Here is an 18,071-nt window from a genome sequence, read left to right on the forward strand (position 1 = left end):
CATGAGCGAGATGGATAACCATGTCACGCTGACCGTCAACAACATGGAATACGGCGGCTGGAAAAGCGTGGAAATCACCGCCGATCTTGAGCGCCAGTTCCGCACCTTCAAACTCGACATCACCTGGCAGTGGCCGGGGCAGACGGTGGATCAACGGATCAAACCGGGTGACCCGTGCGAAGTGAAAATCGGCCAGGACCTGGTGCTCACTGGCTACGTGTTCAAGGCCCCGATCAGTTACGACGGACGCCAGATCAGCCTGAGCATCGAGGGTAGCTCCAAGACTCAGGATCTGGTCGATTGCGCAGCCACCAACCGGCCGAACCAATGGCAGGAGCAACCGCTGCTGAGCATCGTCCAGGCTCTGGCGGCGGAATACTCGCTGTACGTGGTCAACGAAATTCCCGAGACCGCGCGGCTCGCCAAACACACCATCGTGCCGGGCGAAACGGTGTTCCAGTCGATCGATCGTCTGCTCTCGCTGTTCCGGGTGTTTTCCACTGATGACGAGCAAGGCCGGCTGGTGCTGGCCAAGCCCGGTAGTGGTGGTCGGGCCAGTGACGCGCTGGAGTTGGGCAAGAACATTCTGTCGGCGAACGCGCCGATGGATCAGAGCCAGGTGTTTTCTGAATACCGAGTGATCGGTCAGCAGAAAGGCTCGGACAATAAGAGCGGGGCGGCCGTCAGCGAGGTTCAATCCAGCGCGGCTGATCTGAGCTTCAAGCGCCGCCGCACCACGATCATCAACGAGGGCACCGCGCTGACGTTCGAGTTGGCCCAGCAACGCGCCCAATGGGAAAGCGCCACCCGCATGGGCCGGGCGCAGACCACCACCTATCAGGTGCAGGGCTGGCGTCAGTCCAATGGCGATCTGTGGCGCCACAACACGCTGGTGAAGGTCACGGATCCGGTGCTCGGTTTCGACGGCGACATGTTGATTTCCAAAGTCACCTATTCGCTCTCGGCGCAAGGCTCGGTGACCACGCTGCAAGTGGCGCCACCGCATACCTTCGATCCTGATCCCACGCCTCCGAAAAAAACCTGAGCCTGACACCGAACCCCTGTGGGAGCGGGCTTGCTCGCGAAAGCGTCAGCAGCTCCAACATCCCATTGACTGACCCACCGCTTTCGCGAGCAAGCCCGCTCCCACATGTTGTCCGTGTCGGGTCTGCTCCCTGAGGACAATTCATGAGCCTACTGACACGCCTGCTGGCGCGCGGCACTGTCGTGCTCGCCCATTCGGCATCCAAGCTGCAATCGCTGCAAATGCGCCTCACCGCCGGCGAGGTGAACGACGACATGGAGCATTTCGAACCCTACGGTTTCACCAGCAACCCGCTGGCCGGCGCCGAAGGCATCGTCACGTTTCTCGGCGGTGACCGGTCTCACGCCATCGCCCTGGTGGTCGCCGACCGCCGCTATCGCTTGCAGTCGCTGGCCTCTGGCGAAGTGGCGATCTACACCGACGAGGGCGACAAAATTCACTTCAAGCGCGGGCGGATCATCGACATCGAAACCGCCACCCTGAACATCCGCGCCAGCAGCGCGGTGAACTTCGACACGCCGGTGATCAACCAGACCGGCAAGATCGTTTCCACCGGCGACCAACTCGCCGGCGGCATCAGCCAGATCAAACACGTGCACGTTGGCGTGCAGGCCGGTAGCGGCCAGACCGGTGCGCCGGCAGGAGGCAAATAATGCTTGTCAGCCAGAACCTCCACGCCGCACTGACCCGCGCCGTGCTCATCAGCCTGTTCACCTGGCGCCGCGCCGCCGATGACGACGCCCTCGACGACGAGGAGCGCTTCGGCTGGTGGGGCGACAGCTTTCCCACCGTCGCCGACGATCGCATCGGTTCGCGGCTGTGGCTTTTGCGTCGGGTCAAGCTGACTCGACAGACCCAGATGGACGCCGAGTTCTATGCCCGCGAAGCCTTGCAATGGCTGATCGACGACGGCCACTGCAGCGCCATCGACATCATCAGCGAACGCCTCGACGCCCAGCGCCTGAACCTGCGCACGGTCCTGACCCTGGCCGACGGCGAACGTCTGGACATCAACCCCGATAACAGTTGGCAGGTGATCTATGCCGTTTGAAACCCCTTCGCTGCCGGTGCTGATCAAGCGCACCCAAAGCGACCTGGCCGGCGATTCGCTGCGCCAGTCCGATGCGCAAGTGTTGGCCCGCACCCTCGGTGGCGCCGCGTATGGCCTGTACGGTTATCTCGACTGGATTGCCGAGCAGATTTTGCCGGACAAAGCCGACGAATCGACCCTGGAACGCATCGCCGCGCTGCGCCTGAACCAGCCACGCAAACCGGCGCAAGTCGCCACCGGCAGCGTCAGTTTTACCGCGACCGCCGGTGCGGTGCTGGATGTCGACACGCTGCTGCAAGCGAGCGATGGCCGTACCTACAAAGTCACCACCGCGCGCACCACCGTCAATGGCAGCAACACCACCACCATCGCGGCGCTGGATGCTGGCAGCCTGGGCAATGCCGACGCCGGTCTGGCGCTGAACCCGGTGCAGCCGATCGCCGGCGTGGTCGGCAACAGTTTTGTGGTGCTCGCGCCCGGCCTCAGTGGCGGCGTGGCGCGAGAAAGCCTGGAGTCGTTGCGCTCGCGGGTGATCCGTTCTTATCGAGTGATACCCCACGGCGGTTCGGCGAGCGACTACGAAACCTGGGCGCTGGAAGTGCCGGGTGTGACGCGGGCCTGGTGCCGTGGCGGCCTGCTCGGGCCAGGCACAGTGACGGTGTTCATCATGCGTGACGAAGACCCGCAACCGGTGCCCAACGATGAGCAATTGGCGGAGGTTCAGGAGTACATCGAACCGCTGCGTCCGGTGACGGCGGAAGTACACGTGCAGCGGCCGATTCAGGTGCCGGTGGTGTATCGCTTCAAGAGCGTCAACCCGGACACCACTGCTGTGCGCGCCGCCGTTGAAGCGCAACTGCGCGACCTGCACAACCGCGAGGCCGATCTGGGTGTGCCGCTGCTGATCAGCCATATCCGCGAAGCCATCAGCAGCGCCGGCGGTGAGTACGATCACACGCTGACCGCGCCGGCCGCTGACGTGCCTGCCGGGCAAAGCGAACTGCTGACCTTCGGAGGTTGCGTATGGGGGGCATAAGAACCGCCGCGCAATATCAGGCGCAGCTGCGCGCGTTGCTGCCGAGCGGCCCAGCGTGGGACCCGGAACGCGTCCCGGAACTTGAGGAAGTGCTGCAAGGCGTGGCCGTCGAACTGGCGCGCCTCGACGCCCGCGCCGCCGACCTGCTCAACGAGATGGACCCGGCGGGCGTCAGCGAACTGGTGCCGGACTGGGAACGGGTGATGGAGCTGCCCGACCCGTGCCTGGGCGCCACACCGCTGTTCGACGACCGCCGCCTCGCGGTACGCCGGCGCTTGCTTGCGGTCGGCAGCCAGGCCGTTGGTTACTACCTCGACATCGCCAAAAGCCAGGGCTACCCCAACGCCAGCATCACCGAGCACGAAGCCCCGCGTATGGGCCGCGCGCGTTTCGGCGCAGCGCACTGGGGCACCTGGGAAGCGCAATTCATGTGGACCCTCAACACCGGCGGCCGCCTGCTGCTCGGCCGGCGCTATGGTGCGAGCTACTGGGGCGAGCGCTTCGGCGTCAACCCGGGCTCGGCGCTGGAGTGCCTGATCCACCGCAGTGCCCCGGCGCATACCAAAGTGCACATCAATTATGACTAGGGAGGAATGACGGGATGGATTATCCGAAAAGTGTGCCCAGCGCCGGTCTGGTGAATGGGAAATTTGTCGATGAAAACCCGCTGACCGGGACGCCGGGGTCGCTGATTCCGGCGCGATGGGGCAACAGCGTTACCGATGAAATCATCAACACGATCACTGCCGCCGGACTTGTGCCTGACGAGGGTAACAGCACGCAACTGAGATTGGCGATTTCGGCGATTGTCGAGAAGAACAAAAATGATTCTTTGGCGAGCAAGGATGAGGCCGAAGCAGGTACCAGCAGCAGCCGTCTGATGACGCCGCAGCGCGTTTTCCAAGCGATCGAAAAGAAAGTGGTTCAAGCCACTGAAACGGTTTTGGGTTGGGCGCGGATCGCGACCCAAAGCCAAGTCAATGCGGGGACTGACGACACCGCCATCGTCACACCGAAAAAGCTCCGGTTTGGTGTTTCCTACAGCATTGGCGCGAACGGCTATATCGCCTTTCCGAGTTGGTTGGGGGGCTTCATGATCCAGTGGGTCCTGATCACCATTGCTGCAGATAAAACCTATGCTGCCCAACCTTGGCCGGTGGCTTTCAAGACCCAGTGTGCCGCTACTTGGGCGAGTTATTCGCACGGCGGAAACGCACCCTATTTCGATATCACCACTCCACCCTTGGTGACCTATTTTGATTCTAGCCAGGTGCAGGTTTTGAGTAATTCCGGTGGCACCGGTTTTGTCACTGTACTGGGAGTGGGGAACTGAAATGAAACGTTTCTATAGCCGCACCACTGGCAACACTTATTTGTCGGGCTATCACACGAGCCTCCCGGGCGATGCCGTTGAAATTGACGACGAGCGTTACGAGTCGGTTATTGCTAACCCTGCAGCCGGAACCGAGCGGTCCCATGACGAGCAAGGTCTGCCGATACTGATCGAGTCGACGCCCCTTTCAGGCGAGGAAGCGCTGATCGAAGCAAAGGCATGGCGCGACAAGGAATTTGATCGCGTGGTCTGGTTGCGTGATCGCCATCGGGACGAAGTGGAATTGATGAAAGCCACCACGCTATCCGACTCTGAATATCTGACCCTGCTGAATTACCTGCAGGCGCTACGCAAGTGGCCCCAGGCGAAGAAATTTCCCTCCAAACGCTCTCGACCGAAAAAGCCTGCCTGGATGACTGCCGAGTGAATGGATGCTGCATTGTCGGCATCGCCCATCAATGTTCCAGGTAAAGGAAAGTTAACTATGGATTATCCAAAAAGCGTCCCCAGCGTCGGCCTGGTCGATGGCCGCTTTGTCGATGAAAACCCTGTGGCAGGCACGCCGGGTTCGTTGATTCCGGCGGTGTGGGGCAACAGCGTGACTCAGGAGATCCTGAGTGTGATCAACGGCGGCGGATTGGTGGCTTCTGAAGCCGACACCGGTCAGTTGTACAAGGCGATTCAGTCGATCATCGGCAGAGCGAGCCCGATGCGTTCGGTCATCACCCGACTGGCCGCATCGAAAACCCTGACCGAGGCCGAGCTTGGCCTGGTGCTGATCGACGGCAGCCCGGGATCTGTGACTTTGCTGCTGCCACCGGCCAACGCCGCACTCGGTGTGCGCGACGTGATTGTTCGGCGGGTGGACAACAGCGGTAATCGCATGGTCATCCAGGCGTCCGGTACCGACGGGATTCGTTTTCACACCCATCTGTCGGCCAGCGGTTATCCGTTCTTCGTATTGATGGGCGGCGGTGACTGGTGGCATTTGCGCAGTGATGGGGCGGGGAGTTGGTGGCCGGTCGGTCGTTTCGACAATACGCCATTGGGGCGGCCGTTTTTCGAGACGACCCTGATGCTCAGTCCCGGTGGATACGGTGCATTGAATGGCACCGTGATGAAGCGTGCGGAATGGCCGTGGCTGTGGGATCACGCCCAGCAATCGGGAATGCTGGGGACTGAAGCCTTACGCGTGGGCTCCGAGGGGAAATGGACCACGGGTGACGGTGCGACGACCTTTCGTGGTCCCGAAGGGCGAGGGGAATTTCTGCGGGTTCTGGATGAAGGTCGTGGTGTGGATGGCGGGCGGGCGATGGGTACTTTTCAGACTGGATCGACGCATTCCTATGCGCAAGGTGCCAATGGCGCAGGCGCTGTGGGCGCGTACTGGTCAGATAGCCTGACCAGTTTTGGCGCGGATACCCGGGAAGAACCGCAATACGTTACAGGGCTGGTCAATGGCGGCCCGATCTTTCCGGTGAATACCACTTACCAGAGGGATACCGCAGGAGTTTTGCTCTACGCCTTCAAATCCCGCCCGCGCAACATCGCCTATCCCGGCCGCATCAAACTCATCTGAGGCACTTCATGTTCAATTATCTATTTGATGGCTCGGGCGCTCTGTCCGGGCCTGTCGAGTTCATTGTCACGCCGGGCATTGGCATCCAGTTACCCGGTAATGCTGTTGAGCTGGCGTACGAGTTGCCTGAGCCGGAAACCGGTCGTAGCTGGGCACTGATCAACGGCGTACCGCGTGAGGTGATCGACCGCCGTGGCATGGTTTATCGCAAGGACGGCGGCGCCCAACAGATCTGGACCGAGCTGGGTGAGTTGCCTGACACCCTGACCGCGCAACCATGGCCAGGCGAGTTCCACATCTGGCGCGACAACGCCTGGGTGCTGGATGAGCAGGCTCGTTTGGGGAGCGTCAGACAGCAATCTCTCGGCCAGCGCGACGCACTGCTGCGCGACGCCGTCCTGCGTATCGCGCCGCTGCAATACGCCGAGGACATTGGCGATGCCAGCCATGACGAACAACTGCTGCTGATCGAATGGAAGCTTTACAGCGTAGAGCTGAACCGGATCGAAAAACAGGCTGGTTTCCCCGATGAAATCACCTGGCCGGTTGCGCCCGGATCAGCAGTAAACACCTGACTCACACACAAGGAGAAGTACCGTGGACTACCCAAACAGTGTCCCGAGTGCCGGTCTGGTCAACGGCCGGTTTGTCGATGAAGACCCGCTGACCGGCAAGCCGGGGTCGTTGATTCCGGCGAAATGGGGCAACAGCGTTACCCAAGAGTTGTTGAATATCATCAATGCTGGCGGCACCGCTCCGACGGAAGCGAAAGATGATCAGGTGTTAACCGCATTACGCAGCAACAAGTTGTTTTTGACTTCACCGCAGTTCTCCAATGATCAGTCGATGGCCACCACTGAGTTTGTTACGCGGGCGGGATTACAGTTCTCCGGTTTTGCTTCTTACGCCGCCAGCACGGTATTGAACGCTGCGAATATTGGCGGTGTCGCGAGTTTCTCCAGTGCCAGCGCGCTGACTGCGACGCTGCCGTCTACCAATGGTGTGGCCCATGCGAGCACCATTCACGTAATCAACGCAGGTACCGGCGTGTTGACCGTCAATCCTTCCGGTAACGATGGGCTTCTCACCTGTAATGGCACATCCGGCCCGCTCAAGTTGGGTATTGGTGACACTGCCTACCTGATCAAACTCACGGGACAGTGGCGCCTCTATGGCGGCTCGGTGAGTGATCGATATGCGTCGGCGCACTCCGGTGTGTACGGCAACATTGGCTACCAGCGTTATGCCAGCGGCAATATCGATCAATGGGGTGTTGGCACGACGGATGCCAATGGCGATGTCAACGTCGTCTTTCCGATCTCTTTCCCTACCGCGTTTTCTTCGATCATCGCCATGCACGTAGGAGGCGATGGAGCGATGGTCGTCATGTACGCGAACTCTGCGTCGAAGCAGGGGTGCCGTCTGAAAGTTCGAAGCTACAGCGGCGAAGTGTCTGCAGGTTGGGGTATCAACTTCTTTGCAAAGGGTTATTAAATGAATCCGTTCAATGTCTTGTTCAGCGCCAGCACCCGTGGGGTTTATGTTCCCGCTATCAACTCATCGGATATTCCGGATGACGTCATTGAAATTCCCCAGGCCTATTGGATCTCACTGCTGCAGCAACTGGCTGTGAGTGCAAAAGTGGTCGGCGTGCACGCGGATAGCGGTTATCCGACTCTGGTTGATCCACCACCTTATTCGGCAGAAGAAGCGGCCGATGCTGAACGTCGCTGGCGTACAGCACAACTGGCTGCCACCGATGGTCTGGTTGCACGTGATCGTGATGAGCTTGAAGACGGCGGTGGCACGACGCTGACCAGCGAGCAATATGCCGAGCTGCAAACCTATCGCCGCGAATTGCGCGACTGGCCGCAGGGTTCTTTTTTTCCTTTCAGCGAGCATCGGCCTGTAGCGCCGCGTTGGTTGGCAAATGCGGTTTGAGCCGTAGAGGAAACATACATGGATTATCCAAAAAGCGTTCCCAGCGTCGGGCTGGTGAACGGCAAGTTCGTCAATGAAGACGCCATCGCCGGCCTGCCCGGATCGCTGATCCCGGCGAGCTGGGGCAACAGTGTTACTCAGGAAATACTCAACGCCATCACCGCAGCCGGTTTGAAACCTGATGAAGCACAAACCGATCAGTTGGCGCAGGCGATCCGCCAATTATCGAAGCCTGATCCACTGCAGCAATTTCCGGCGCAGGTGTATCGCCGGAATGTGCTGATCAATGGCGGCTTCGATATCTGGCAGCGCGGAACGACCAACCAAGGCCCCAATATTGGTGGGTATGTAGCCGATCGTTTTCGTTGCGACTGGAATGGCAATGCTGCCGTGGCCATCTCTCGCCAGGATTTTGCCCCTGGCCAGACAGACGTGGCGGGTGAGCCGAGCTATTTCTTGCGCTGGCAGCAAACCACGGCGGGCGTTGGCGCTACCGAGCACAAGATTTCCCAAAGCGTTGAATCCGTCAGGACTCTGGCTGGAAAAACCGCCACCGTAACATTTTGGGCGCGCTCCGACGCCGCGCGCCCGTTGAAGGTAACCATCGGTCAGTACTTCGGCAACGGTGGTTCGGAAGCCGTCGTCAAAGTGGTCGATGTCTTTGCATTGAGCACTGCATGGACCAAATTCAGCGCAACATTTCAGGTGCCAGTGATCGCTGGGAAAATGCTCGGTGCCAATGATTACTTGAGGTTGGCTTTTGATCTGCCACTTAACGTTTTGCAAACTGTGGATCTTGCGCGGGTTCAACTCGAGGAAGGACCGGTTTCCACGCCATTCGAATACCGCCCGGTTGGTGAAGAGCTGATGTTGTGTCAGCGCTACTTCGAGAAGTCCTTTGCCAGTCGTTTACAGATTCGTGCAAACAATGGTGTCGGAACCTGCATCGTTACGTTCACTCAGGCTGCGACCGGGAATACCGGTCAATACGGCATGGTCATAGACATGCAGGCTCAGAAGAGAGTGCAACCCACCGTTGTTCTGTATTGCCCTGGAAATGAAAGCAGTCAGGTCTGGAACTATTCGCAGGGAGTGGCTTGCACGGGGACCACTGTGCAAAGTGTGACACAGCGAAGTTTCGCTATCGGTACCGTGACGCCTGTGAGCAGTCAGCCCGGTAACGGGCTGCAGATTGAATGGACAGCGGACGCAGAAATCTAGGGGTAGCTCATGACATATCAACTGACCGCCTGTGGTGTATTGCGCGTTGAAGATGCCGCGTTTATTCCGCAGGACACGACCAATCGCGACTGGCTTGAGTATCAGCAATGGCTGTTAACCGGCGGGCAAGTACTGCCATTGAATGACGCACTCGAAGAATCTGTACCCAACAACACCCTGACAACTCTGGCAAAAAAATGGCTGGGGGCCGTTGTCCGTCAACCATGATTCAATCGGAGCATCCAGGGAGGATTACGCATCATGCAAATAACAGAAGACAACCTTAAAACCATCATGCCCAACGCCCGCTCCCAAGCGGGCGTTTTTGTTTCTGCACTGAATAACGCAATGAATCGCCGCCATATCGACACGCCCAAACGTATCGCTGCGTTTCTTGCGCAGATCGGTCACGAGTCGGGCCAGTTGCAATACGTGCGCGAGTTGGGCAACAACCAGTACCTGAGCAAATACGACACTGGCACGCTGGCGTTACGTCTGGGCAACACGCCCGAGGCCGACGGCGACGGGCAGAAGTACCGCGGTCGCGGGCTGATCCAGATCACCGGGCGCAGCAACTATCGGCAGTGCAGCCTCGGCCTGTTCGGCGACGAGCGCTTGCTGTCCTTGCCGGAATTGCTTGAGCAACCGCAATGGGCAGCGGAATCGGCGGCATGGTTCTGGGAACAGAACGGCCTGAACGATCTGGCCGACCGCGACCAGTTCAACAGCATCACTCGCCGAATCAACGGCGGGTTGAATGGGTTGCAGGATCGGCTGGATATCTGGGCGCGGGCGAGGGCGGTGCTATGTCCGTCTCCTGGCGTTTAACCGGCTTTTTGTTACTGACCTTGGGAGGCGCTGCGCTGGCCTGGCAGTTTCAGGACTGGCGTTACGGGCGACAACTCGCGGAGCAGGCGCGGTTAAACGCCGACACTCTCAATCAGCTGAATGTGGCCGCAGCCAGCGCGCAGCAGGTCGAGCAGGATAAACGTCTGGCCCTTGAGCAACGCCTCGCGGCCAGTGAACAAACCCACTATCGAGCACTCAGTGATGCCCAACGTGATCAGGATCGCCTGCGCGATCGTCTTGCCACTGCTGATTTGCGCCTGTCAGTCCTCATCGACGCCGGCGACGCTGCCCAAGGCTGCGGGGTGCCAGCCGCCACCGGCCCCGGCGGCGTGGATCATGCAGCCGTACGCGCCCGACTTGACCCGGCGCATGCTCAACGAATTATCGCCATCACCGACACCGGCGATCGCGGACTGATTGCCTTGCAGGCCTGTCAGGCCTATGTCAGAGCGCTGGCGCCCGAACATTTTGAATGAGTCTGTGTATTGAAAGCGCAACCGGGTCGTGTACGGTGGTAGTCATTCCATCCGATCCGGAGCGCACCGTGAAAGAGATCACTCAACTGGCTGCCGAGCTCGGCCGACGTTTGCAGTTGCTCAACGCCCACGTCACCACGGCCGAGTCGTGTACCGGTGGCGGGATTGCTGAAGCGATCACGCGGATTCCGGGGAGCTCGGCGTGGTTCGAGGCCGGTTACGTGACCTACTCCAACCGGCAGAAGACCCGGCAACTGAATGTCCCCACCGAATTGTTCGGCACGGTGGGTGCGGTCAGTCGCGAAGTCGTCGAGGCGATGGTGCGTGGTGCGCAGAAGCACAGTCTGGCGCGGTTTGCCGTGGCGGTCAGCGGCGTGGCGGGGCCCGATGGCGGTACACCGAACAAACCGGTGGGCACGGTGTGGCTGGCCTGGGGCGTGGGCGATGCGGTTTCCAGTGAGGTTCAGCACTTCCCCGGCAACCGCGATGAAGTCCGCCGACAAACGGTGAAGGCCGCGCTAGAGGGGCTGTTGCGACTAGCGGCACGAGAAATCGAAAATCAGGGGTAGGCGATCCGCGAACGCTGTGGAATAATACTGGCTACTTATACAGGTGTTGGCCGTCAGGCCTTATTGATTACGTGAGGACTTTAATGGACGACAACAAGAAGAAAGCCTTGGCTGCGGCCCTGGGTCAGATCGAACGTCAATTCGGCAAGGGTGCCGTGATGCGTATGGGCGATCAGGACCGTCAGGCGATCCCGGCTATCTCCACCGGCTCTCTGGGTCTGGACATCGCACTCGGCATCGGCGGTCTGCCAAAAGGCCGTATTGTTGAAATCTACGGTCCTGAATCTTCCGGTAAAACCACACTGACGCTGTCCGTGATCGCCCAGGCTCAAAAAGCCGGCGCGACCTGCGCCTTCGTCGACGCCGAACACGCCCTCGACCCTGAGTACGCCGGCAAGCTGGGCGTCAACGTCGACGACCTGCTGGTTTCCCAGCCGGACACCGGTGAACAGGCGCTGGAAATCACTGACATGCTGGTGCGCTCCAACGCAGTAGACGTGATCATCGTCGACTCCGTGGCTGCACTGGTACCGAAGGCTGAAATCGAAGGCGAAATGGGTGACATGCACGTGGGCCTGCAAGCCCGTCTGATGTCCCAGGCGCTGCGTAAAATCACCGGTAACATCAAGAACGCCAACTGCCTGGTGATCTTCATCAACCAGATCCGCATGAAGATCGGCGTGATGTTCGGCAGCCCGGAAACCACCACCGGTGGTAACGCGCTGAAGTTCTACGCTTCGGTCCGTCTCGACATCCGCCGTACCGGCGCGGTGAAGGAAGGCGACGAAGTGGTCGGCAGCGAAACCCGCGTCAAGGTTGTGAAGAACAAGGTGGCGTCGCCGTTCCGTCAGGCCGAGTTCCAGATCCTTTACGGCAAAGGCATCTACCTCAATGGCGAGATGATCGACCTGGGCGTGCTGCATGGTTTCGTCGAGAAATCCGGCGCCTGGTATGCCTATGAAGGCACCAAGATCGGTCAGGGCAAGGCCAACTCGGCCAAGTTCCTGGCAGACAACCCGGAAGTCGCTGCCAAGCTCGAGAAGCAGCTGCGTGACAAACTGCTGTCGCCAGCGGTGATCGCCGACTCCAAGGCTTCTGCGGTCAAAGAGACCGAAGACGACCTGGCTGACGCTGATATCTGATCGCAGCGATGACCACCGCTGTACTCGATACCCTCGTCGCGGTGCGGCGAACCGCCATGGACCTGCTCGCTCGACGCGAGCACGGTCGAGTCGAACTGACGCGTAAGCTGCGTCAGCGAGGCGCTGATGCGGAAATGATCGAAACAGCCCTCGACCGATTGACGGAAGAGGGGCTGCTTTCCGAAGCCCGTTACCTTGAAAGCTTTGTTTCCTACCGTGCCCGTTCCGGCTACGGCCCTTTGCGCATTCGCGAAGAGCTGGGCCAGCGAGGTTTGCAACGCGCCGATATCGAACTTGCCCTGCGTGAAAGCGGTATCGACTGGCAGGAGCAGCTTCGCGAGACGTGGCAACGCAAGTTCTCGGGACACTTGCCGATTGACGCCAAGGAGCGCGCCAAACAAGGCCGCTTCCTCGCCTATCGGGGTTTTTCGATGGAGATGATCAACCGCTTGTTCAGCGGCAGAAGCATGGACGATTAAGTCGGTTTAATAGAAACGGCCCGCTATGAAAATAGCGGGCCGTTTTTTTTTGCCTTCAAATTACCTTTGATGGCTCACGTGCACGTTGGGCGGTCTGCGGTTGGGTGTGAGCCCAGTTTTCGGGGAGGTTGATGTAATCCACCAGTTCCCTGAGACGGCCATGATTTCGGGCATTGAACGCGAAAGCCAACCGCACCAGGTGGCTGTACTGCGCTTCGTCATGTTCCTCGCCGCTGTAAGCGTGTTGATGGAACTGGTCACTCAGGCACAGATCGGCGAAAGCCTCCTGCATATGCGCCATCGCCACGTCACTGAGCTTGTGATGCATACGAATCACGAACTGACGCTTGAGCCAGCGACTGGAGTGGAAGTTGCTGTAGAACTGGTTGATCTGCTCCACCGCCTCATCGACGTTATAGACCAGACGCATCAGTTTCAGGTCGGTGGGCAGGATGTAGTGGTTTTCTTCGAGTTGCTGGCGAATGAAGTCCAGGGCGCCTTGCCAGAATGTTCCGCCCGGCGCATCCAGCAACACCACCGGCACCAACGGGCTTTTGCCGGTCTGGATCAGTGTCAGTACTTCCAGTGCCTCGTCCAGGGTGCCGAACCCGCCAGGGCACAGCACCAGCGCATCGGCTTCCTTGACGAAGAACAGTTTGCGGGTGAAGAAAAAATGGAACGGCAGCAGATTGCCGGTGCCGTCCACAGTCGGGTTGGCATGCTGCTCGAAGGGCAGGGTGATGTTGAACCCGAGGCTGTGGTCACGCCCGGCGCCTTCGTGCGCGGCGGCCATGATCCCGCCACCCGCACCGGTGATGACCATCATGTCTGATCGCGTCAGGGCCGCGCCGAGTTCACGCGCCATTGCATACAGGGGGTGCTCGACCGGCGTGCGCGCCGAGCCGAATACCGTGACTTTGCGTCGTCCCTTGAATTGTTCCAGCACCCGGAACGCCTGCTCCAGTTCACGCAGGGCCTGCAGGGTGATCTTGGCGTTCCAGCGGTTGTGATCCTCTTGGGCCATGCGCAGCACGGTCAGGATCATGTCGCGATAAATCGGCAGGTTCGGGCTGTCGGGGGAAATCTGCTTGAGCTGTTCTTCGACCTTGCTGATGAGGTCGGGGCCGCTTTCCTGAAAATGTCGGCTGAGCAGGTCATTCGGTTGGTAAGGCATTCAACGTCTCCTTCTGCACAGAGCGGGTGGCCCTGACGTGCGGCGTCAGTGCCGCGCTGCAAAAAACACACACTCGGCAGCTCCTTTTTCTGCCGTGAACAGGTGATCGGGAATACTTTGAATCTAGACCCTTGCGAGCCATTGCGCTGAGTTGATCTTTACGCCGCGCAGGCTTTCCTGGCAACCGTTGCGGGCTGGCTGGCAATGAATATTCACCACTCGTCCGAACGTACGCCGTAGAGCAATCACTCTGATTTACTAACCTACAGGCACTGTACGACAGCTTTGAGTCGGCAACCGTACGCAGGGTGCGCGCTTTTCAAGGATTCGCGGGTAGCAGGCATGGAGGCGGGAGAGATGGCCAGAGTGGTTCTGGAAATCGATACGCAGTTGTATCGGATGCTGAAAGCATCAGCCGAGACCAATCAAGTGAGTCTCGAAGAGGAGTGCTGCCGTCGGTTGGCAGGTGGAGAACGACGTTCTCGCTACTTGCAGGCCCTGGTGGCCGAATTGCGCGCCGAAGATGAACAACGGCGCGCCAATACCCGATGATTACTTCTTCTTCGCCGGGGCAGCTTTCGGGCAATCGGAATCCTGGTAGCTGGCCGAGCCGATGGCCTTGTTGGTTTTATATTCACTGAAGTCGTAACGCATGATCGCACCCTTGGCCATCAGCTTGCGGTACGACGGGTTATTGCACACCGAAGCACCCAGCTGGAAATACACGGCTTTTGGGTCAGCGCGCATCTTTTCGGCGTGGCTGGCCTGGACGCTCAGGTGGTTGATCAGGGTAACGCCCTCAACGGTGTAGCCCTGATCGAGAATGTCTTCATTGATCGCCCGTGGCGTGCCGACGCTGCTTTGTTCGGCGATGTTGCGCAGTTCTTTGTTCAGATTCTGCTCTTTCAAGGACGCCGCTTGTGCGCTGAAGGACAACGCCAGTGCGATGGCCGCGGTAGGAACGATAAGGCGCAGCATGAAACTCTCCTGATTCAGTGACTGGTGGTTCGACCAGCCCCGTGGCTGTGCGTTCAGTGGCGCCGGATTATAGGGGAGCCGGTCGGGACGGTACAGGTTTGCGCTCGTCGCTCTGGTAAACTGCCGCCCTTTATTGCCTTGCCGAGTGCTGTGTGTGTCGAGTTTTCCTGCCATAAGGCGTTGCCCGTGATCCATCATGCCCCCAACGCCGTAGCCCGCTTGCGTGACCAGCGCGAGGACGAAGGTATCAAGCCGATTCAGGCCCGTGGTTTTCGCTCCGAGCGTTGCCGCGACTGCCGGGTGATCATCAGCCACTGCCTGTGCGCCTGGCGGCCGACCGTCGAAACCCGTTCCGGTGTGTGTCTGATCATGACCGGCAAGGAAGTGTTCAAGCCGAGCAACACCGGTTGGTTGATCGCCGATGTGGTGCGCGACAACCACGCGTTCATCTGGTCGCGCACCGAACCCGACCCGCGGATGCTGGCGCTGCTCAACGACCCGCAATGGCAGCCGTACCTTGTATTTCCCGGCGAATATGTAGAACCGTCGCGGGTGACCAACACCGTCGTGCCCGATAGCAGCAAGCGTCCGTTGTTCATCCTGCTGGATGCGACCTGGACCGAGGCGCGCAAGATTTTCCGCAAGAGTCCGTACTTCGACCGTTTGCCGATTCTCAGCCTGCTGCCCGACAGACTCTCGCGTTATCGCCTGCGCCGCTCGACCCGCAGCGAGCACCTGTGCACCGCCGAAGTCGCGGCTTTGTGCCTGGAACTGGCCGGGGACAGCGATGCAGCGTCGGCGCTGGACGCTTACTTCGATGTGTTCAGCCAGCACTATCTGGGCGCCAAACAACAGTTGCCGCTCAACGAGTCGACTCCGGCCCACGCCGAGCTCTTGCCTTATATACGAAAGCCGCAAGCGGTGTTGGCCCCATAGTGGCCCATACTTCACCCAGCGGCGGCCGTGCTGCTTGACCACCCCGGCTACGCTGGGCATGCTTGGCGCCGATTGGGGTGCGGCCAAGGTTTGAAACGCCGTGTTTGCTCGTGATTGGCGTTGAACGTGCCCCTGTGGATAGCGCTGTGCGGCGGTATCTCGAGTTGCTTTGGCGAGGCCCGAATGCGTCGGGTCTGCCATCAAAAAACAGGATCATTTGAAAAATGGCCACATACGACATCCTGATTGCCGATGATCACCCTCTGTTTCGTAGCGCGCTGCATCAAGCGGTGACACTGGGCCTTGGCCCGGATGTGCGACTGGTGGAGGTGGCGAGCATCGCCGAGCTGGAAGCGCGCCTGACCGAAAAATCCGACTGGGATCTGGTCCTGCTGGACCTGAACATGCCCGGCGCGTTCGGGTTTTCCGGTCTGGTCATGCTGCGCGGGCAGTACCCGCAGATTCCGGTGGTGATGGTCTCGGCCCAGGAAGAAGCTTCGGTCATGGTCAAGTCCCGGGAGTTCGGCGCCAGTGGCTTTATTCCCAAGTCCAGCGACCTGAATGTGATTCAGCAAGCCGTGCGCAAGGTGCTCGATGGCGATGTGTTCTGGCCCCCGCAGGCGTTCGAAGCCGTCAGTGTCTCCGATGAAGCCAAAGCCGCCAGCGACGGCCTGGCCAGTCTCACCCCGCAGCAGTTCCGCGTACTGACCATGGTCTGTGAAGGCCTGCTGAACAAGCAGATTGCCTACGAGTTGAGCGTGTCCGAAGCGACCATCAAGGCCCACGTCACGGCGATCTTTCGCAAGTTGAATGTGCGCACCCGGACTCAGGCGGCATTACTTCTGCAACAACTTGAGTCAATTCCGAGCCAATAAAGGCTGGCGTCTTCACGCTTTTTTGACTTTTGTTGCTCTAGCTTTCCCACTCCTTTCTGGTTGGTTTTTACGTTATGTCACCTTTCAAGGGCCAGACCGGCCTGAAACGCATCCTCAACGCATCCGGTTACTCGCTGGACGGCCTGCGCGCGGCCTTCACCGGCGAAGCCGCATTTCGCCAACTGGTGCTGCTCAATGTGGTGCTGATTCCGCTGACGTTCTTCCTGAATGTCAGTCGCGTCGAACAGGCACTGCTGATCGCCGTGTGCCTGCTGGCGCTGATCGTCGAGTTGCTGAATTCGGCGGTGGAAGCGGCGATTGACCGCATTTCGCTGGAACTGCACCCGCTGTCGAAGAACGCCAAGGACATGGGCAGCGCCGCGCAATTCGTGGCCCTGAGCATGATTGCCCTGGTGTGGGCGGTGATTCTGCTTTAAGCGATACTCGGCAAGACGATCTCGTCGCTGCGCTGCACCCCGGCGGTGAAGGCGCGGCACAGATCGAGAAACTCGCGCATGGCCGACGTCTGGTATTTCTGCTTGTGCCAGATGAAGTAGAACTGCCGGGCCAGATCCAGATCCGGGGTTTCCACCGCCACCAGGCTGCCGCGTCGAAACGCATCACGCAGCGCCAGCCGTGAAATACAGCCAATCCCCAACCCTGATTCCACCGCGCGTTTGATCGCTTCGGTGTGCTCTAGCTCCAGGCGGATATTCAGCGCACTGCGATGGTGCCGCATGGCCTGATCAAAGGTCAGGCGCGTGCCGGAACCCTGTTCACGCAGAATCCACGCTTCGTGCGTCAACTCTTCCATGGTCGCGCTGCCACGTTTGGCCAGAGGGTGCTCCGGCGCGCAAAACACCACCAGTTCATCTTCCACCCAGCTCTGCACTTCGATGTCCGGATGGCTGCAGTCGCCTTCGATTAGACCCAGATCAATTTCGTAATGAGCGACTTGATGCACGATATTGGCAGTGTTCTGTACGTGCAGTTTTACCTGGCTTTCCGGGTGGCGCTGCATGAAGCCGCCGATCAACAGGGTCGCCAGATAATTGCCGATGGTCAGGGTGGCGCCCACCGAGAGTGAGCCGAAACCGGATTTGCCGTTGAGCAGGTCTTCGATTTCCTTGGACTGGTCGAGCAGTGCCACCGCTTGCGGCAACAGCTGTTTACCGAGGGCGTTCAGGCTCAGGCGTTTGCCGGCGCGGTCGAACAGCTGGCAGCTGGACTGGCGCTCCAGTTCGGTGATCGAGGTGCTCGCCGCCGATTGCGAGAGGTTGAGCAGACCCGCAGCACGGGATACGCTCTCCTGCTGGGCGACGGCGACGAAGACTTGCAGTTGACGAAGAGTAAATCGCATATCGATATAACCGATAACCCTTATCTT

Annotated in this window: 25 protein-coding genes; 22 read left to right on the forward strand and 3 right to left on the reverse strand. The window is 59.6% G+C overall.

Annotated features, from left to right (window positions below; translation table 11 throughout):
* Position 1 precedes the first annotated feature (1 nt).
* From E4T63_RS06000 to recX, 18 genes are all read left to right on the forward strand, one after another.
* The gene (locus E4T63_RS06000) at positions 2 to 1,045 is read left to right on the forward strand and encodes a phage baseplate assembly protein (protein WP_134785560.1); all 1,044 of its coding nucleotides are present in this window, start codon (positions 2 to 4) and stop codon (positions 1,043 to 1,045) included.
* Positions 1,046 to 1,188: 143 nt separating this feature from the next.
* Positions 1,189 to 1,698 (forward strand): phage baseplate assembly protein V, encoded by a 510-nt coding sequence (locus E4T63_RS06005; RefSeq protein WP_027611071.1) that lies wholly within the window; start codon positions 1,189 to 1,191, stop codon positions 1,696 to 1,698.
* Entirely contained in the window at positions 1,698 to 2,096 is a 399-nt protein-coding gene (locus E4T63_RS06010) for a phage GP46 family protein (RefSeq protein ID WP_007964342.1), read from the forward strand. The genes E4T63_RS06005 and E4T63_RS06010 overlap by 1 nt, the downstream gene beginning before the upstream one ends.
* The gene (locus tag E4T63_RS06015) at positions 2,086 to 3,132 is read left to right on the forward strand and encodes a baseplate J/gp47 family protein (RefSeq protein ID WP_135295076.1); all 1,047 of its coding nucleotides are present in this window, start codon (positions 2,086 to 2,088) and stop codon (positions 3,130 to 3,132) included. The genes E4T63_RS06010 and E4T63_RS06015 overlap by 11 nt, the downstream gene beginning before the upstream one ends.
* Positions 3,120 to 3,719, forward strand: a complete 600-nt coding sequence (locus E4T63_RS06020) for a YmfQ family protein (RefSeq protein WP_003222238.1) — start codon at positions 3,120 to 3,122, stop codon at positions 3,717 to 3,719. Before E4T63_RS06015 ends, E4T63_RS06020 begins: the two co-directional genes overlap by 13 nt.
* 14 nt (positions 3,720 to 3,733) lie before the next feature.
* Complete coding sequence (locus E4T63_RS06025) at positions 3,734 to 4,465, forward strand: hypothetical protein (RefSeq protein ID WP_135295077.1); 732 nt, start codon at positions 3,734 to 3,736, stop codon at positions 4,463 to 4,465.
* A gap of 1 nt (position 4,466) precedes the next feature.
* The gene (locus E4T63_RS06030; RefSeq protein ID WP_134785562.1) at positions 4,467 to 4,892 is read left to right on the forward strand and encodes a phage tail assembly chaperone; all 426 of its coding nucleotides are present in this window, start codon (positions 4,467 to 4,469) and stop codon (positions 4,890 to 4,892) included.
* A gap of 57 nt (positions 4,893 to 4,949) precedes the next feature.
* Positions 4,950 to 6,044, forward strand: coding sequence for a phage tail protein (locus E4T63_RS06035; protein ID WP_135295078.1), 1,095 nt, complete (start codon positions 4,950 to 4,952; stop codon positions 6,042 to 6,044).
* Positions 6,045 to 6,052: 8 nt separating this feature from the next.
* Positions 6,053 to 6,619, forward strand: a complete 567-nt coding sequence (locus E4T63_RS06040; protein WP_135295079.1) for a tail fiber assembly protein — start codon at positions 6,053 to 6,055, stop codon at positions 6,617 to 6,619.
* 22 nt (positions 6,620 to 6,641) lie between these two features.
* On the forward strand, positions 6,642 to 7,538 hold the full coding sequence (locus tag E4T63_RS06045) for a gp53-like domain-containing protein (RefSeq protein ID WP_097086502.1): 897 nt from the start codon (positions 6,642 to 6,644) through the stop codon (positions 7,536 to 7,538).
* Complete coding sequence (locus tag E4T63_RS06050; protein WP_134785564.1) at positions 7,539 to 7,985, forward strand: phage tail assembly chaperone; 447 nt, start codon at positions 7,539 to 7,541, stop codon at positions 7,983 to 7,985.
* An 18-nt stretch (positions 7,986 to 8,003) separates the two neighbouring features.
* Positions 8,004 to 9,206: a carbohydrate binding domain-containing protein gene (locus E4T63_RS06055; RefSeq protein WP_135295080.1), complete on the forward strand. Its 1,203-nt coding sequence runs from the start codon at positions 8,004 to 8,006 to the stop codon at positions 9,204 to 9,206.
* 9 nt (positions 9,207 to 9,215) lie between these two features.
* Positions 9,216 to 9,434 (forward strand): hypothetical protein, encoded by a 219-nt coding sequence (locus E4T63_RS06060; RefSeq protein WP_098967518.1) that lies wholly within the window; start codon positions 9,216 to 9,218, stop codon positions 9,432 to 9,434.
* A gap of 33 nt (positions 9,435 to 9,467) precedes the next feature.
* Positions 9,468 to 10,034: a glycoside hydrolase family 19 protein gene (locus tag E4T63_RS06065; RefSeq protein ID WP_135295081.1), complete on the forward strand. Its 567-nt coding sequence runs from the start codon at positions 9,468 to 9,470 to the stop codon at positions 10,032 to 10,034.
* A complete protein-coding gene (locus E4T63_RS06070) occupies positions 10,013 to 10,531 on the forward strand; it encodes a lysis system i-spanin subunit Rz (RefSeq protein ID WP_123587008.1) in 519 nt (172 codons plus the stop codon). Before E4T63_RS06065 ends, E4T63_RS06070 begins: the two co-directional genes overlap by 22 nt.
* Before the next feature lie 68 nt (positions 10,532 to 10,599).
* Entirely contained in the window at positions 10,600 to 11,100 is a 501-nt protein-coding gene (locus tag E4T63_RS06075; protein WP_096795871.1) for a CinA family protein, read from the forward strand.
* An 83-nt stretch (positions 11,101 to 11,183) separates the two neighbouring features.
* Positions 11,184 to 12,242, forward strand: coding sequence for a recombinase RecA (recA, locus tag E4T63_RS06080; RefSeq protein ID WP_003222269.1), 1,059 nt, complete (start codon positions 11,184 to 11,186; stop codon positions 12,240 to 12,242).
* An 8-nt stretch (positions 12,243 to 12,250) separates the two neighbouring features.
* Complete coding sequence (gene recX / locus E4T63_RS06085; protein WP_135295082.1) at positions 12,251 to 12,721, forward strand: recombination regulator RecX; 471 nt, start codon at positions 12,251 to 12,253, stop codon at positions 12,719 to 12,721.
* 55 nt (positions 12,722 to 12,776) lie between these two features.
* Here recX and E4T63_RS06090 read toward each other — a convergent pair whose 3' ends face one another.
* Entirely contained in the window at positions 12,777 to 13,895 is a 1,119-nt protein-coding gene (locus tag E4T63_RS06090) for a TIGR00730 family Rossman fold protein (protein WP_098967521.1), read from the reverse strand.
* Between the two features lie 357 nt (positions 13,896 to 14,252).
* Between E4T63_RS06090 and E4T63_RS06095 the strand changes: the two genes are divergently transcribed.
* Positions 14,253 to 14,447: a hypothetical protein gene (locus tag E4T63_RS06095; protein ID WP_027611087.1), complete on the forward strand. Its 195-nt coding sequence runs from the start codon at positions 14,253 to 14,255 to the stop codon at positions 14,445 to 14,447.
* On the opposite strand, the gene E4T63_RS06100 is transcribed toward E4T63_RS06095, so the two are convergent.
* Positions 14,448 to 14,873 carry a PA3611 family quorum-sensing-regulated virulence factor gene (locus E4T63_RS06100; protein ID WP_027611088.1) on the reverse strand — a complete coding sequence of 142 codons (426 nt, stop codon included), beginning with the start codon at positions 14,871 to 14,873 and terminating at the stop codon, positions 14,448 to 14,450.
* A 189-nt stretch (positions 14,874 to 15,062) separates the two neighbouring features.
* Between E4T63_RS06100 and E4T63_RS06105 the strand changes: the two genes are divergently transcribed.
* The 3 genes from E4T63_RS06105 (at position 15,063) to E4T63_RS06115 (ending at position 17,121) form a co-directional block, all read left to right on the forward strand.
* Positions 15,063 to 15,809 carry a tRNA-uridine aminocarboxypropyltransferase gene (locus E4T63_RS06105; RefSeq protein WP_177408950.1) on the forward strand — a complete coding sequence of 249 codons (747 nt, stop codon included), beginning with the start codon at positions 15,063 to 15,065 and terminating at the stop codon, positions 15,807 to 15,809.
* Between the two features lie 224 nt (positions 15,810 to 16,033).
* Complete coding sequence (gene erdR / locus E4T63_RS06110) at positions 16,034 to 16,684, forward strand: response regulator transcription factor ErdR (RefSeq protein WP_027611090.1); 651 nt, start codon at positions 16,034 to 16,036, stop codon at positions 16,682 to 16,684.
* Positions 16,685 to 16,758: 74 nt separating this feature from the next.
* A complete protein-coding gene (locus E4T63_RS06115; RefSeq protein ID WP_003222276.1) occupies positions 16,759 to 17,121 on the forward strand; it encodes a diacylglycerol kinase in 363 nt (120 codons plus the stop codon).
* On the opposite strand, the gene E4T63_RS06120 is transcribed toward E4T63_RS06115, so the two are convergent.
* Positions 17,118 to 18,044, reverse strand: coding sequence for a LysR family transcriptional regulator (locus E4T63_RS06120; protein WP_135295083.1), 927 nt, complete (start codon positions 18,042 to 18,044; stop codon positions 17,118 to 17,120). The two genes, E4T63_RS06115 and E4T63_RS06120, sit on opposite strands and share 4 nt — an antisense overlap.
* Positions 18,045 to 18,071: the final 27 nt, after the last annotated feature.

The sequence above is a fragment of the Pseudomonas fluorescens genome (assembly GCF_004683905.1).
GTDB classification, from domain to species: domain Bacteria; phylum Pseudomonadota; class Gammaproteobacteria; order Pseudomonadales; family Pseudomonadaceae; genus Aquipseudomonas; species Aquipseudomonas putida_A.